This window comes from Streptomyces sp. NPDC025638, assembly GCF_055558775.1.
Map to the genome: position 1 here is coordinate 412887 of NZ_JBVHLX010000004.1, position 15257 is coordinate 428143.

The following is a 15257-nucleotide window of genomic DNA, read 5'->3' on the forward strand; positions in this document are numbered from 1 at the left end:
AACCCTGAGACGTCCCTGAGACGCAACCCCTACGCGTCCCTGAGCGCCCGCACCGGCACTGCAAATCGAACACCTGGTGAAGTGGCTCGGGTCACAGCCTAGCCATTCCAGGTCGCGCGTCCATGTGCTGTACCCTCGGCGACCCGGATCTCAGTAGTCAAATTTGAGGAGTGCGGCAGAGCTGTGCAGAGAATCCCCGCGGCACCACTCTCCGACCTGTCCCAACTGGCCGGATGCTGCACCGTCTTCGTACCGGCGGATCCCGCTCGCACCGGCACCGTCGGCTTCTGGCGACCCGACGGCGAGGCTCCCCCGGCCGTCGCGTCGGGAGCGGTCGCGGACCTGACCGCCCTGCTGCCCCGCGGGGGCGGCGTCGAGCGGGTACGGGTGCCCGCGGTGCTGATGCCGGTGCGCACCGCGCTTCCGCTCCTCACACGCGCGCGTGTCTTCCCGCACGCGCACCGGGCGACCGCGTTCTGGGGCACGGCGGGTGTGCTCGCCCTGCACTTCCTGGCGCGCGGTCTGCTGCTGCCCGGCCTGTCCCCCGCCGATCACGACGCCTGGCGGGTGGGGCCCCTGTCCGCCCGGGACACGGAACTCGTCCGCGAACTCGCCGCCGCCATGCCGCCCGAGGCCCACGCCGTGCCGTCGGCCGGCTCCGCCGACGCGCCCCTGATGCCGGACCCCGAGCGGCTGCTGCGCGCCTTCCTGGACGCGGTGGCCGACGCGCTCCCCCGCTCCCCCGCCGCGCGGCTGGTGACGGGTGGCCCGGCCTACGCGGCGCCCGAGCCGCAGCACCTGCCCGCGCAACGGGCCTGGGCCGACGACATCGCCGCGGGCCACGACGCGGGCGTACGGCTCTCGCTGCGCATCGAAGTGCCCGGACTCGAGGACGCCGCGCACGACGCCGTCGACGACCAGGTGGACGACGACACGCCCGTGCGGTTCCGTGCCGTGCTCCAGGTGCACCGGGTGAGCGGACCCGCCGTCGTCGCGGACGCGGCCGAGATGTGGGCGGGATCCGGCCCCTCAGGCGGTGCCTTCGGCCCCCGCGCGCGGATGGACGCCCTGCTGGCGCTGCGCCGCGCTGCGCGCGCCTGGCCGCCGCTGACGCCCCTGCTCTCGGCGGGCGTGCCCGACGCCGTCGAACTCGCGGACGACGAAGTCGCCGAGCTTCTCGGGGAGGGCGGCCGCGCCCTCGCCGCGGCGGGTGTCGACGTGCACTGGCCGCGGGAGCTGTCGCGCGAACTGTCCGTCCATGCGGCCGTCGGTCCGCCGGACGGCGAGCCGGGGCGGGACGGGGATCCGGCGGACATGCCCTCGTTCCTGTCCACCGACGCCCTGCTCAGCTTCAGCTGGTGGTTCGCGCTGGGCGGGCGGGAACTCACGCGCGAGGAGCTGGACCGCCTTGCGGAGGCCAAGCGTCCGCTGGTGCGGCTGCGCGACCGCTGGGTCCTGATCGACCCCGAGGAGGCGCGCCGCGCCCGCGCACGGCAGAACCGCAAGGTCAGCGCGGTCGAGGCACTCGGCGCCGCACTGACCGGCTCGGCGGAGATCGACGGCATCCCCGTCGACGTACGGGCCACAGGTCGGCTGGCGGAACTGCGGGACCGGCTCGCCGACCCGGAGGCGCGGGAAGAGGTCGTCCCACCGGCCGCCCTCGACGCGACCCTGCGCGACTACCAGCTGCGGGGCCTCGGCTGGCTGGCCCGCATGACCTCTCTGGGCCTGGGCTGTTGCCTGGCGGACGACATGGGCCTCGGCAAGACGATCACGCTGATCGCCCTGCATCTGCACCGGCAGACGGACGCGTCGGCCGCCGGTCCCACGCTCGTCGTCTGCCCGGCGTCCCTGCTCGGCAACTGGCAGCGCGAGATCCAGCGGTTCGCGCCCGGCACACCGGTGCGCCGGTTCCACGGGGCCCGGCGCAGTCTCGACGCGGTGGCCGACGGGGAGTTCGTCCTCACGACGTACGGCACGATGCGCATGGATGCCGCCCGGCTCGGCGAGGTGCCCTGGGGCATGGCCGTCGCCGACGAGGCCCAGCACGTGAAGAACCCCTACTCGGCGACTGCCAAGGCGCTGCGCTCCATCGGCGCACGCGCACGCGTGGCGCTCACCGGAACCCCGGTGGAGAACAACCTGTCCGAGCTGTGGGCGATCCTCGACTGGACGACCCCTGGGCTGCTGGGCCGCCTCGGCACCTTCCGCGCGCGGTACGTGCAGGCCGTCGAGAGCGGCCGGGACCCCCTCGCCGCAGAGCGGCTCTCCCGGCTCGTGCGGCCGTTCCTGCTGCGGCGCCACAAGTCGGACCCTGGCATCGCGCCCGAACTGCCGCCGAAGACCGAGACCGATCACCCGGTGCCGCTGACCGAGGAACAGACGGGCCTGTACGAGGCCTTGGTGCGCGAGACACTGGAGCGGATCCGGGCGGCCGACGGCATGGAGCGGCGGGGCCTGATCGTGAAGCTGCTCACCGGCCTGAAGCAGATCTGCAATCACCCGGCGCAGTTCCTCAAGGAGGACCGCCCGACCATCGCGGGGCGCTCGGGGAAGCTGGAGCTTCTGGACGAACTGCTCGACACGATCCTCTCCGAGGGGGCGGGCGTTCTGGTCTTCACCCAGTACGTGCGCATGGCGCGCCTCCTAAAACGCCATCTGTCGGCCCGTGGGGTGGCGTCGCAGCTTCTCCACGGCGGCACGCCCGTCGCCGGTCGTGAGGCGATGGTGCGACGGTTCCAGGACGGTGAGATGCCCGTCTTCCTGCTGTCGTTGAAGGCCGCCGGCACGGGCCTGAACCTCACCCGGGCGGAGCACGTGGTGCACTACGACCGCTGGTGGAACCCCGCTGTGGAGGCGCAGGCCACGGACCGCGCGTACCGCATCGGCCAGACCCGGCCGGTACAGGTGCACCGGCTGATCGCCGAGGGCACGGTCGAGGACCGCATCGCGGAGCTGCTGGGCCGCAAACGCGAGCTGGCCGACGCGGTGCTCGGATCCGGCGAGGCGGCCCTCACCGAACTGACGGACGCGGAACTGGCCGATCTGGTGGCACTGCGCGGGGAGGCGCGATGAGCCGGTACGACGACGACACGGAGCGCACGTTCCCCGCGCCGGCGCCCGCGCGCGGACGGGGCTTCGCTCGGACGTGGTGGGGCCGGGCCTGGCTGCGGTCCCTGGAGGACACGGCGCTGGACGCGGCGCAGGTCAAGGCGGGACGCAGGCTCGCCCGCGCGGGTGCGGTGGGCGCCGTGTCGGTGCGCCCGGGCCGTGTGACGGCGATGGTGCGCGAGCCGGGGCGCGCGGCACACCGGGCCGACGTCCTGCTGCCGCGGCTGACCGACGAGCAGTGGGCCCGTTTCCTGGACCTGGCCGTCGAGCGTGCGGGGCACGTGGCGGCGCTGCTCGACCGGGAGCTCCCCCCGCACCTGGTCGAGGACGCGGCGGCCATAGGGATCGAACTCCTGCCGGGCCTGGGCGATCTGGAAGCCGAGTGCGGCTGCGGCGCCTGGGACCACTGCGGACACACGGCGGCGCTCTGCCACCAGGTGGCGCGGCTGCTGGACGAGGATCCGTTCGTCCTGTTGCTGATGCGCGGCATCGGAAAGAGCGCGTTCTTCGACGCGCTGCAGTCGCGCGGCGCCTCCCCCGAGGAGCGGCCCGCCGAACAGGTGGGGGTGGATGCCGCGGAGGCCTGGGCGGCCGGAGACATCCTCCCTCCGCTGCCCGCGTTGCCCGGCCTCCCGGACGTACCCGGCGCGCCCGCGTCCCTGGACGCCGAGGCTCCGCCCGCCCCTGGAGTCGATCCGGCGGCGCTGGCGTACCTGGCCGCGCGGACCGCCGCGGAGGCACACCGATTGCTGGCGGAGGCACTCGGCGCCGTACCGGAACCAGGGCCCTTCCGAGCCGAGTTGACAGCGGAGAAGGATGCCGTGCGCCTGGCCGTCGGCGCCCCCGAGGGAGCCGTCGCGGACCGGCTCGCCGAGGGAGCGGGGCGTGGCCGGAAAGGGCTTTCGGCTGCTGTGCGCGCCTGGCGCCACGGTGGTGCGGCAGGGCTGTCCGTGCTGGACGAGGAGTGGCAGGTGACGGGCGAAGCGCTCGCACGCGCGCGTGCCGCGCTCGAAGTGGCCTCGGGCGAGGACAACGATCGGCCGCAGCTGCAGGCGTCGGGCAACCGGTGGACGGTCCCGGGGGCCGGGATCCAGCTGCGCCTGGGCCGGGACTGCCGCTGGTGGCCGTACGTCGAGGAGCGCGGCCTCTGGCTGCCCGCGGGAGGCCCGGAACGGGATCCGGCGACGGCACTTGCGGCGGCCCGGCTGTCGCTCGATGACGAACCGTCCGGAGGGTCCTGAGGAAGGCCGGTGCCTTCTCCGGTTCCTGACGATCCGCCACTCATGCGATCCCCAGCCCCGCACGAGTCCATCACGACCGACGAGTGGAAGACGCCCTCCGTTCATCCGACGGTCGTACGACGTTCCGTCGGGGACCCAAATCTGACCGCTGTCAATGAACTTGCTCCCAGGAGGCCTGATGTCCCCGCACGCCACCGGTCGGCGCCGCGTCGTCAACCGTTCCGTCACGACGGGTCTGCCCCTGGCCCTCGCGGCCGCTCTCGTGGCCGCCGGTACGGCCGCGGCGGCACCGTCCGGGGACGCCGCGCACGTCATCCGTACGGCGACGCTCGGCGACATCCCGCTCGGCGCGTTCAGCAACGCCCTGCTTCCCGGCAGCGTGGACAACGACCGGGGTGTGGACCTCGGCGGCATCGGCAGCGACATCTACCCGGCGGGCCGCCAGGGCGAGTACTGGACGGTCACCGACCGCGGCCCCAACGGCCAGATCAAGGTGGACGGCAAGAAGCACCGCACGTTCCCGGTACCGGGCTTCGACCCGGCGATCGTGAAGATCCGGGTGACCGGGGACAAGGTGGAGGTGATCGACGCGATTCCGCTCACCACCCGGTCGGGCAAGGCCGTCACCGGACTGCCCAACCAGCAGGGCCGGGACGAGACACCGTACAGCTATGACGCGAAGACCCCCCTGGCGTACAACCCGAACGGTGTGGACACCGAGGGCATCGTGCGGGCCGAGGACGGGACCTTCTGGCTCGTCGACGAGTACGGCCCGTCGCTGATCCATGTCTCCGCGCGCGGGAAGGTGCTCACGCGCTACGTGCCCAAGGGGCTGAACCTCACGGGCACCGACTACCCGGTGGTCGAGGCGCTGCCGTCCGTGCTGCTGCACCGGAAGATCAACCGCGGGTTCGAGGGGCTGACCCAACTGCCTTGCGGAGACCTGGTGATGGCCGTGCAGAGCCCGCTCTCCCTGCCGGACGCGAACGCCGGTGACGCCTCGCGCACGACGCGTCTGCTGCGGTTCTCGCCGAAGAAGAAGGCGGTCACCGGCGAGTACGCCTACCGGTTCGACCCGGTGAACGTGGTCGACCCGAGCGAGGACGACCCGTCCGAGCTCAAGATCTCCTCGGTGGTCGCCGTGGGCGGTGACCGGCTGCTGGTCGAGGAGCGCACCGACAAGACGGCCCGGCTGCAGTTGGTGAGGCTGGGGCACAAGGCGGACGTCCTCGGCGGCCCCTGGGACGACGACACGACGTCCCCGTCGCTGGAGCAGCTGGAGGACCCGGCGGCCGCCGGCGTCCCGGTGCTCGCCAAGCGGCTCGTCGTGGACCTGGGCACGGTGAGCGGTGTGCCCGGGAAGATCGAGGGCATCGCGCGCGTGGACCGCGACACGCTCGCCCTCATCAACGACAACGACCTCGGGATGACGGACGGCGCCGGCGCCTTCGACGCACAGGGCCGTCTGGTCGACAGCGGCATCGAGACGACGGTGACCTACGTCCGCCTGCCCGAGGGCATCTAGGGGAACATCTAGGGGGTGTCGTTTGGATCATCCCGGCGTCGCGGGGTCTGGCACGCACTCCCCCAAGCTCTTCGAGCAGGGGGACCCCCAGCTGCGTTGTCGTCACTGTCCCCCAAGCTCTCGGCTTCGCTCGAGCAGCAGGCACCCCCCATGACCCCGCCCGGGGTCGGCCAACCCGCACCGTTCGTCACAGCCGACCTGATCCAAACAACACCCCCCAGCCGCCCCGTCAGGGAATTTCACCCGCGAGGGGCGGCAGGATCGATTCGAGGTCACTCGGCACCTCGGTGGGGAACCCCGACGGCAGCCCGCTCGGCAGCCCGCTCGGCAGCCTCCTGGGCAGTTCGGTTGGGATGCTGAAGGAAGGCCTGGGAGAGCCGCCCGTGCTCGCGCTGTTCTGCGCGGGCGGCTTTTTCTCCGGTGAGCCGTCGCCGCCCGAGGCCATCAGGACCACGGCCGCGACGGCCGCCGCGGTCACAAGGACGGCCAGCACGGCGAACAGCGGGGCCCGGCGCCTGCTCGGGGCCTCGAAAGCACTGAAGGGGGTCGTCGGCGGGTCGTAGCCTCCGGGCGGCGGTCCGAAGCCTCCGCCCGGAGGCGGGGTGTCGCTCGGAGGTCCGGGCGGCCGGGGTGGCACGGGCGGCATGGCCATACCGTCAAGGGTCGCCTCGTAGCGGGCAACGCGCGACCCCCGCAAGGAAGTTGATACGGACTCGTACAGGGACCGCACGGTTCCGGAGCATTCCGTCCAGAGGTCGCTCGGCAGAGACCGACACCGGCACGCGCGCGTGGGGCAGCCATGAAACGGCCGCCCCACGCGCGTGCGGCTCAGCCCCGTGCGCCCAGCAGGTGGTCCATGGCCAGCTGGTCGAGCTGCTCGAAGCCCATCCCGCGCGCGGCGGCCGCCTCCGCGTCGAAGTCCTCGAACGCCGTGCGGTCGGCGAGCAGCGCCTGCAGACCGTCAGCCGCGGTGGGCTGCGCCAGCTGGTCGAGCCGCGAGGCACGCAGGGCCTCCTGGACCTCCGGGTCGGCGCGGAAGGCCGCCGAGCGCTCCTTGAGGATGAGGTAGTTGCGCATGCAGCCGGCCGCCGACGCCCACACGCCGTCGAAGTCCTCCGTCCGCGGCGGCTTGAAGTCGAAGTGCCGGGGACCGTCGTAGCCGGCGGTCTCCAGGAGGTCGACCAGCCAGAAGGCGGACCGCAGGTCACCGGCGCCGAAGCGCAGGTCCTGGTCGTACTTGATGCCGGACTGGCCGTTGAGGTCGATGTGGAAGAGCTTGCCCGCCCACAGGGCCTGCGCGATGCCGTGCGGGAAGTTCAGTCCGGCCATCTGCTCGTGGCCGACCTCGGGGTTGACGCCGTAGAGCTCCGGGCGCTCCAGGCGCTCGATGAACGCGAGCGCGTGGCCGACGGTGGGCAGCAGGATGTCGCCGCGCGGCTCGTTCGGCTTGGGCTCGATGGCGAAGCGCAGGTCGTAGCCCTGGGAGGTGACGTACTCGCCCAGGAGGTCGAAGGCCTCCTTCATGCGGTCGAGGGCGACGCGCACGTCCTTGGCGGCGCCGGACTCGGCGCCCTCCCGGCCGCCCCAGGCGACGTACGTCTTCGCGCCCAGCTCGACCGCGAGGTCGATGTTGCGGACGGTCTTGCGCAGCGCGTAGCGGCGCACGTCGCGGTCGTTGGCGGTGAACGCGCCGTCCTTGAAGACCGGGTGGGTGAAGAGGTTGGTCGTGGCCATCGGCACGGTCAGGCCGGTCGCGTCCAGGGCCTGGCGGAAGCGCTTGATGTGCGACTCGCGCTCGGCGTCCGAGGACCCGAAGGGGATCAGGTCGTCGTCGTGGAAGGTCACACCGTAGGCGCCCAGCTCGGCCAGGCGCTGCACCGTCTCGACCGGGTCGAGGGCACGGCGGGTGGCGTCGCCGAACGGGTCCCGTCCCTGCCAGCCGACGGTCCACAGGCCGAAGGTGAACCTGTCCTCGGGGGTGGGCTGGTAGCTCATGCCGCGACTCCTTGCTTGCTCCGACTATTTCGTCATGGCGGTTTACAAATTAGTATGCGCTCGCGTCTCTGGGAAGGGACAAGATGTCCTCGAAGGGGTGACGTACCGGTCGCCACTCCCTGGACACATCGGAAAACACCAGGCCAGATCCCGCGAGCCGGGGAAAAGGGAGAGCCCGATGTCAGCAGCCGAGGGTCCGCTCGTCGTCGGCGTGGACACGTCCACCCAGTCCACCAAGGCGCTGGTCGTCGACGCGTCCACCGGGGAGGTCGTGGCGAGCGGCCAGGCTCCCCACACCGTCTCCTCCGGCGCCGGCCGGGAGAGCGACCCGCGCCAGTGGTGGGACGCGCTGTGCGAGGCGTTGCGCCAGTGCGGTGACGCGGCCCACGAGGCGGCCGCGGTGTCGATCGGCGGTCAGCAGCACGGCCTGGTCACCCTGGACGCCCGGGGTGAGCCGGTGCGGCCCGCCCTGCTCTGGAACGACGTCCGCTCGGCGCCCCAGGCCCGCCGTCTGGTCGAGGAGCTCGGCGGCCCCAAGGGCTGGGCGGAGCGCACCGGGAGCGTGCCCGGCGCCTCCTTCACGGTCACGAAGTGGGCCTGGCTCGCCGAGAACGAGCCGGACGCCGTCCGCGCCGTCAAGGCCGTGCGCCTGCCGCACGACTACCTCACCGAGCGCCTCACCGGCCAGGGCACGACGGACCGGGGCGATGCCTCCGGCACCGGCTGGTGGGCGTCCGGGACCGAGTCGTACGACGAGGAGACCCTGCGGCACGTGGGACTCGACCCGGCACTGCTGCCCCGGGTCGTAAGGCCTGGCGAGGTGGCAGGAACGGTGCGCGACAGCCACGACCTGCCGTTCTCCAAGGGCACCCTGGTCGCGCCGGGCACCGGCGACAACGCGGCGGCCGCGCTGGGCCTCGGGCTGCGCCCCGGCACCCCGGTACTGAGCCTTGGCACGTCGGGCACCGTGTACGCCGTGTCGAAGCACCGCCCCATCGACCCGACCGGCACCGTCGCGGGCTTCGCCGACGCGCACGGCGACTGGCTGCCGCTGGCCTGCACCCTGAACTGCGCCCTCGCCGTCGATCGCATCGCGGCGCTGCTGGGCCTGGACCGCGAGTCCGTGGAGGCCGGCGGCTCGGTCACCCTCCTGCCGTACCTGGACGGCGAGCGCACCCCGAACCTGCCGAACGCCGCCGGTCTGCTGCACGGGCTGCGCCACGACACGACGGGCGGGCAGCTCCTGCAGGCGGCGTACGACGGCGCCGTCCACTCGCTGCTCGGTGCGCTCGACCTGGTGCTCGACGAGGACGCGGACCGCAGCGCACCGCTGCTGCTGATCGGCGGCGGAGCCCGCGGCACGGCCTGGCAGCAGACCGTACGGCGGCTGTCGGGCCGGCCGGTACAGGTGCCCGAGGCCAAGGAGTTGGTCGCGCTCGGTGCCGCGGCACAGGCGGCCGGACTGCTGACCGGCGAGGACCCGGCCTCCGTCGCCCGCCGCTGGAACACCGCCGCCGGACCGGTGCTGGACGCCGTGGAGCGGGACGAGGAGACACTGGCCCGGATCTCCGGGGTACTCTCCGACGCGGCCCCGCTGCTGGAGCGGGGGACGGACGCCCCCTGACCGACGCCCACTGACCGACGCCCATCGACGGAGCCCGGCAGAGGACGTCTGCCGGGGACACGGACCGAGGACTGACGGAGGCATGACCGCACCGCTGCACGAGGCCCGGCCGGCCGGTCCCGGCCGCGCTCTGCCCGACACCCAGCAGGGCATCCGCCGCCGCAATCTCGCCCGCGTGATGCACGCGGTCAGCGCCGAGGGGTCGCTCTCGCGTGCCGCAGTCGCCTCGCGCATCGGTCTGACGCGTGCGGCGGTGTCGACCCTCGTGGACGAGCTGATCCGCACCGGGCTGCTGGAGGAACTGGGCCCCGAACGGCCCGGCAGGGTGGGCCGGCCGGGATCGGCGCTCGCCGTCAGCGGGCACGGTCCGGCAGGCATCGGGGCGGAGGTCGGCGTCGACCATCTCGCGGTGTGCGCGGTGGATCTGCGCGGCGCGGTCCGCGCGCGGGCCGTGCGGCACGGCGCGAACCGCGGCCGCGCTCCCGGACCGGTGATCCGGGAACTCACCGCCCTGGTCCGCCGGGTCGTCGCCGAGGCGGAACGGGAGGGGCTGTGGCCGGCCGGGCTGGCGGTCGCCGTACCCGGCCTGGTGGCGCGCGACGCGCGGACGGTCGTACGCGCCCCGAACCTCGACTGGAACGACCTGGACCTCGGCGCCCTGCTGTCCACCGGCATCCCGCTGACCGTGGACAACGAGGCCAACTTCGGCGCGCTCGCCGAACTCTGGCTCGGCGAGCGCACGCCCAGCGACTTCCTGCACGTGTCGGCCGAGATCGGCATCGGTGCCGCGGTCGTCGTGGACGGGCAACTGCTGCGCGGCACCCGGGGCTTCGCCGGCGAGCTGGGCCATGTGCCCGTGCGGCCGGACGGGCCGCCGTGCCCGTGCGGCGGGCGCGGATGCCTGGAGCAGTACGCCGGCGAGGAGGCGGTCCTGCGCGCGGCCGGCCTGGAGCCCGGCGAGGATCTCGTCGGGCTCCTGGCCCACCGCGCCGAGGGGGGCGACGAGGACGTACGACGGGCCCTGCGGGACGCCGGGACGGCACTCGGCATCGCCCTGACCGGGGCGGTCAACCTGCTCGACCCGGAATCCGTCGTCCTGGGCGGCGCGCTGGCCGGGCTCTCACCCTGGCTGCTGCCGTCGCTGGAGCGCGAGTTGGCAGACCGCACGGCGGGGCCCGCGTGTCCGGTGTCGGTGTCACGGCTGGGGTCCGAGGGGCCGCTGCTGGGCGCCGCGCACTTTGTGGTGCGGGCCGTCCTCGACGACCCGACGATGGTCGCGGAGCACGTCTGACAGCCCCTCAGGGCGTGAGGGTTTTTCGGAGCCTGACGGCACCTCAGCCCAGGAACGCCGCGCTCGTGGTGCGGAAACACTCGGGGTCGTCCAGCCACGGGAAGTGGCCGGCGCCGGGCTGGACGACGAACCGGGCGTCGGGAAACAGCCCGGCGAACTCGGCCATCGCGGGTGGCGGCGAGTTCAGGTCGAACTCGCCGGCGAGCAGCAGTACCGGCTGCCCGAAGGCCGCGAGTGCGGTGCGAGTGGCGTCGGGGGCGTAGGCGCCCTCTGCTCCGTAGACGGCCGCGGCCTCCTGGTTCCGCTGTGCGTCCTCCGCGGCGCGGTGAGCGCGTGCCGCCGCGTCCCAACGGCCGTAGTAGAAGGGCGCGATGGCCTGCCAGGAGTCGGGGGTGGCCCGGCCCGCGACGATCGTTTCCAGCGCCGCGAAAGCCTCCGGGAACCAGGGCTCGTCCCTTCGGAGCATGGCCGTCTCGCGCCGCAGATCCCCGCTGATCGTGAGACCGACGGCCATCGGGCCGGGTGTGATCAGCACCAGCTTGCCGACGCGGTCCGGATGGTGCTCCACGTATCGGACGGCCAGATTCGCGCCGCCCGAATGCCCGAGCAGATCCACCCGGTCCAGTCCCAGATGCTCGCGCAGCGCCTCCACGTCCGCGACGAGCCGGTCACAGCGGTACGACGCCCGGTCCTCGGGCACGCCCGACTCCCCCGTTCCCCGGAGATCGAGCATGATCAACCGACGGTGTCCGGAAAGACCCCCGAGGTCGCCGAGGTAGGCGGAGGCCTGCATCGGCCCACCGGGCAGGCAGATCAGGGGTGGGCCGTCGCCGCAGGCGTGGTAGACCAGCTCGGTTCCGTCGTACGCGGTGAAGTGGGACATGGGGACGACCCTGGCAGCGGCGTCCGCGCGGGGCAACCGGGTTCCGGGCCGCCGGGATCCGGGCAGGGATCCGTCATCCGACTGGGGAGGCAGGCGTGGCGGAGTGGATACCCCGTGAGATCTGGATCAAGACCCAGCCCCAGGCCCTGCTCGCCTCGTGCGTGCTGATGCTGGACGCACGTGACCGCATCCTGCTCCTGCGCTACGGGCCCAAGGCGCCGGTCGCCGGGACCTGGTGGCTGCCGGGTGGAATGCTCGACCACGGGGAGGACCCGTGGACGGCCGCACGTCGGGAGATGCGCGAGGAGACCGGTGTCGAACTCGGGCCCGCTCCCCACCTGATCGGCATCGACCACCGGAAGGACGTCCTCGGCACCGGGCCGGTCCTCGACTGCTTCTTCCACGGCGGCACCCTCGCCGACGACACGCGCGTCCGGCTCAGCGCCGAGCACGACCGTCACGCGCTGTTCGCTCCCGACGAGTTGGCCGGCATCCCGCTCACCGCACGGCTGCCCACGCTCACCGCACTGCACACCGCCGCTCTGTCCGGAACGGTCGCCTGTCTGCGGGAGGGGTTGCCCCTGTGACCGCGGCCTACTCTCCCTTCTTCCACGGGCCGACGGCGATCTTTCCTGTCGTGCCCAGGTCCAGTTCCGGTGTCACCGTCACCGGCGCGGCACCCTGCTCGGCCCACACCCTGACGTAGGGGGCGTTCACGGGCGTGCCGGAGAGGACCGTGTTGCGCCACACCAGACCCGCATACGCCCGCTCCCCCGGCTTCAGCGCCAGCGGCCGGGGCGGGCCGTCGGCTCCGGTGCTCCCGGCGATGGACGAGCCGTCGTGCAGCACGCGCACCCCGTTCACCGGCCGGTGATCCTCGCCCAGGGGACTCACCCGGGGGTAACCGTCGACGCGGAACGTGCCGGTCCCGCAGTTCTCCAGATGGAGCGTCACCACGCGAAGGCCCATCGCGGCATCACCGTCGTCGGCGTACAGACGCACCCCGGACGACGGGCAGCGCCCGCCTTCGACAGGTGCCTCGTCGACGGGGACGCTCCTGACCTTCATGACCTCGACGCGCGACCACTCCGGCGCGTCCGGCACGTCCGTGATCAGTGAGACGCTGCCCGTCACGGTCCGGCCGGGGCCGACGGACGGCACGGTCGCGAACCTGGACTCCGGCGCCGCTCCGGAATCGGAGACGAGCTTGAAGGTGACGGCGTAGGTGAAGGGTTCCGTCCCGCGGTTGGTCACCTGGTAGGTGGCGCACTGGTGGGGTCCGCCACCGACGCCGGTGACGACGACACCGTCCGTTTCCTCGGCGGAGGGCTCGCGGGACGCGGCGGGCTTCGAGGAGAACCCGGTGCCGCACGCGGAGCGGCCGGACCGGTGGGCCGCGCCGGTCTCCTGGCCGCACGCCGTCAGGAGCAGGAGTCCGGCGAAGGCGGCGGACAGGCCGCGGGAGATGGCACGCATCCGCCGAGTCGATCAGAACGCGATCACGGCAGGCTGTGGCGGAGGCCACTCCTCCGGTCACAGAACCGTCACAGGGCCACCGATCGAGTGGCCGAGTTGTCCACAGTCCCGGCGTCGTCCACCGAACCACGTGACGGCCTTCTGCCCAACCCGCGATCCCCGTACCGTGATTCACGCGAGGCGCCGCCGCAACGTGCATCACGGCGGTCGGCATTGCCTGATGGACGGGGTGTCCGATCCGGACGCGGCGCAGGTCGTGCTGATACGGCGTCATCCGGGCCGGACCGGCCACGACCACCGGCGACCGCCCGCGCCCACCTCGTCGAACCCGTCTCACCCGCCTCACCCACCTCGCCCGCGCCCAACCCGCCAACGGCAGAACGGAGCTGTGCAGCGATGACCGACCCCCGCATCCTGACGGTGCGCCCCGAACCCGGCGAGTACGCCTGGACGTTCGGCGGGGCACCGCCCGTGGCGCGGATCGCGCCCGGCACCGTCCTGGACCTGTACACGGAGGACTGCTTCGCGGGCCGGGTGCGGTCCGAGAAGGATCTGGTCTCCGAGGTCTGCGAGTTCCCGTTCCTGAATCCGCAGACGGGCCCCTTCCACATCGAGGGCGCGGAGCCGGGCGACACGGTCGCCGTGCACTTCGTGTCGATCGAACCGGCCCGGGACTGGGCCGCGTCGACCACCGTCCCCCTGTTCGGGGCGCTTACCTCGACGCACACCACGGCCACGCTGCAGCCGCCGCTGCCGGAGACGGTGTGGATCTGGCCACTGGACCGGACCCGGCGTACGACGCTGTTCCGGGCGCACGAAGGCGACATCGAGACCGAGCTGCCCCTGGACCCGATGCACGGCACGGTGGGCGTGGCCCCCGCCAATCTGGAGGTGCGCTCGGCCCTGGTGCCCGACGCACACGGCGGGAACATGGACACGCCCGAGATGCGAGCCGGCGTCACCTGCTATCTCGGGGTGAACGTCGAGGGTGCGTTGCTCAGCCTCGGTGACGGGCATGCCCGGCAGGGTGAGGGCGAGACCTGTGGGGTGGCGGTCGAGTGCGCGATGAACACGGTGGTGATCGTCGAGCTCCTCAAGGGGGTCGCCACCCCGTGGCCGCGCCTGGAGTCGGACACGCACATCATCTCGACCGGCTCGGCGCGTCCGTTGGAGGACGCCTTCCGGATATCCCAGCTGGACCTGGTGCAGTGGCTGGTGCGCGACTACGGGTTCGGACAACTGGACGCGTATCAATTCGCAACCCAGGCGGTGGAATCACCGTTGGCGAACGTGTGCGACACCAATTACACGTGCGTGGCCAAGCTCCGCAAGGACTGGCTGCCGAAGCGCGAGACTTACCGCGGGCTGCACGCCCGGCTGTGCGAGACCGCGGGAGGTCTCCGCCGGTGACTGCGTGCCGCATGCCCCCGACCCCCCCCACGATGGAAAGGCAACCGACCATGGACCGGGCAAGACCGATCCCCAGCAGGCGACGGTTCCTCAAGGGCGCTGCTCTCGCCGCCGTGCCGTACGCGCTGCTCCCCGACGCGCGGGCCGGTGCGCAGTCCCGCACCGTCGACTACCCGCTCGCCGAGTGGCGGGCGGCCAGCGCCTCCAACTACACGGCGTCCGACCGGCCCGGCAGCTATCACGTCGACCGCGTGGTCATCCACGTCACACAGGAGTCGTACACCGACACACTGTCGATCTTCCAGAACCCGAAGAAGGAGGTGTCCGCGCACTATGTGGTGCGGTCGGTCGACGGGCACGTCGCGCAGTGCGTGCGCGAGGCCGATGTCGCCTGGCACGCGGGGAACTGGGACTACAACACCCGCAGCGTCGGCATCGAGCACGAGGGCTGGGTGGATCGGCCCGCCTACTTCACCGACGCCCTGTACGCGGAGTCGGCGAAGCTGACCGCGGCGATCTGCGCCACGTACGACATCCCCAAGGACCGGGACCACATCATCGGGCACTACCAGGTGCCGGGCTCCGACCACACAGATCCGGGGCCGGACTGGGACTGGGACCGGTACATCGCACTGGTCAATTTCACGTAGGCCGGAGTCGAATTCACGCAGGCCGGAGTCGAACCTGTTGCCCGCGTGAAC

The 15257-nt window shown here is 72.5% G+C and carries 12 protein-coding genes; 8 read left to right on the forward strand and 4 right to left on the reverse strand.

Annotation, left to right across the window (positions count from 1 at the left end; translation table 11 throughout):
• Nucleotides 1-183 precede the first annotated feature (183 nt).
• From ACZ4EG_RS12870 to ACZ4EG_RS12880, 3 genes are all read left to right on the forward strand, one after another.
• On the forward strand, nucleotides 184-3075 hold the full coding sequence (locus ACZ4EG_RS12870; protein ID WP_467790664.1) for a DEAD/DEAH box helicase: 2892 nt from the start codon (nucleotides 184-186) through the stop codon (nucleotides 3073-3075).
• On the forward strand, nucleotides 3072-4352 hold the full coding sequence (locus ACZ4EG_RS12875; protein WP_467790665.1) for an SWIM zinc finger family protein: 1281 nt from the start codon (nucleotides 3072-3074) through the stop codon (nucleotides 4350-4352). Before ACZ4EG_RS12870 ends, ACZ4EG_RS12875 begins: the two co-directional genes overlap by 4 nt.
• 178 nt (nucleotides 4353-4530) lie before the next feature.
• Nucleotides 4531-5877 (forward strand): esterase-like activity of phytase family protein, encoded by a 1347-nt coding sequence (locus ACZ4EG_RS12880; protein ID WP_467790666.1) that lies wholly within the window; start codon nucleotides 4531-4533, stop codon nucleotides 5875-5877.
• 229 nt (nucleotides 5878-6106) lie between these two features.
• Here the strand turns inward: ACZ4EG_RS12880 and ACZ4EG_RS12885 are convergent, their stop codons facing one another.
• Together ACZ4EG_RS12885 and xylA are read right to left on the reverse strand one after the other, a co-directional pair.
• On the reverse strand, nucleotides 6107-6529 hold the full coding sequence (locus ACZ4EG_RS12885; RefSeq protein WP_467790667.1) for a hypothetical protein: 423 nt from the start codon (nucleotides 6527-6529) through the stop codon (nucleotides 6107-6109).
• A gap of 176 nt (nucleotides 6530-6705) precedes the next feature.
• Nucleotides 6706-7872, reverse strand: a complete 1167-nt coding sequence (xylA, locus tag ACZ4EG_RS12890; RefSeq protein WP_467790668.1) for a xylose isomerase — start codon at nucleotides 7870-7872, stop codon at nucleotides 6706-6708.
• A gap of 178 nt (nucleotides 7873-8050) precedes the next feature.
• Between xylA and xylB the strand changes: the two genes are divergently transcribed.
• Together xylB and ACZ4EG_RS12900 are read left to right on the forward strand one after the other, a co-directional pair.
• Nucleotides 8051-9496, forward strand: coding sequence for a xylulokinase (gene xylB / locus ACZ4EG_RS12895; protein ID WP_467790669.1), 1446 nt, complete (start codon nucleotides 8051-8053; stop codon nucleotides 9494-9496).
• A gap of 82 nt (nucleotides 9497-9578) precedes the next feature.
• Nucleotides 9579-10787, forward strand: coding sequence for an ROK family protein (locus ACZ4EG_RS12900; protein ID WP_467790670.1), 1209 nt, complete (start codon nucleotides 9579-9581; stop codon nucleotides 10785-10787).
• Between the two features lie 43 nt (nucleotides 10788-10830).
• Here ACZ4EG_RS12900 and ACZ4EG_RS12905 read toward each other — a convergent pair whose 3' ends face one another.
• Nucleotides 10831-11670 (reverse strand): alpha/beta fold hydrolase, encoded by an 840-nt coding sequence (locus ACZ4EG_RS12905; protein WP_467790671.1) that lies wholly within the window; start codon nucleotides 11668-11670, stop codon nucleotides 10831-10833.
• A gap of 95 nt (nucleotides 11671-11765) precedes the next feature.
• On the opposite strand from ACZ4EG_RS12905, the gene ACZ4EG_RS12910 reads away from it, so the two are divergent.
• Complete coding sequence (locus ACZ4EG_RS12910; RefSeq protein WP_467790672.1) at nucleotides 11766-12257, forward strand: NUDIX hydrolase; 492 nt, start codon at nucleotides 11766-11768, stop codon at nucleotides 12255-12257.
• A 7-nt stretch (nucleotides 12258-12264) separates the two neighbouring features.
• Here ACZ4EG_RS12910 and ACZ4EG_RS12915 read toward each other — a convergent pair whose 3' ends face one another.
• A complete protein-coding gene (locus ACZ4EG_RS12915; RefSeq protein ID WP_467790673.1) occupies nucleotides 12265-13146 on the reverse strand; it encodes a DUF4232 domain-containing protein in 882 nt (293 codons plus the stop codon).
• A 396-nt stretch (nucleotides 13147-13542) separates the two neighbouring features.
• Between ACZ4EG_RS12915 and ACZ4EG_RS12920 the strand changes: the two genes are divergently transcribed.
• Nucleotides 13543-14556: an acetamidase/formamidase family protein gene (locus tag ACZ4EG_RS12920; RefSeq protein ID WP_453558389.1), complete on the forward strand. Its 1014-nt coding sequence runs from the start codon at nucleotides 13543-13545 to the stop codon at nucleotides 14554-14556.
• A 50-nt stretch (nucleotides 14557-14606) separates the two neighbouring features.
• Nucleotides 14607-15206 (forward strand): N-acetylmuramoyl-L-alanine amidase, encoded by a 600-nt coding sequence (locus ACZ4EG_RS12925; RefSeq protein ID WP_467790674.1) that lies wholly within the window; start codon nucleotides 14607-14609, stop codon nucleotides 15204-15206.
• Nucleotides 15207-15257 lie beyond the last annotated feature (51 nt).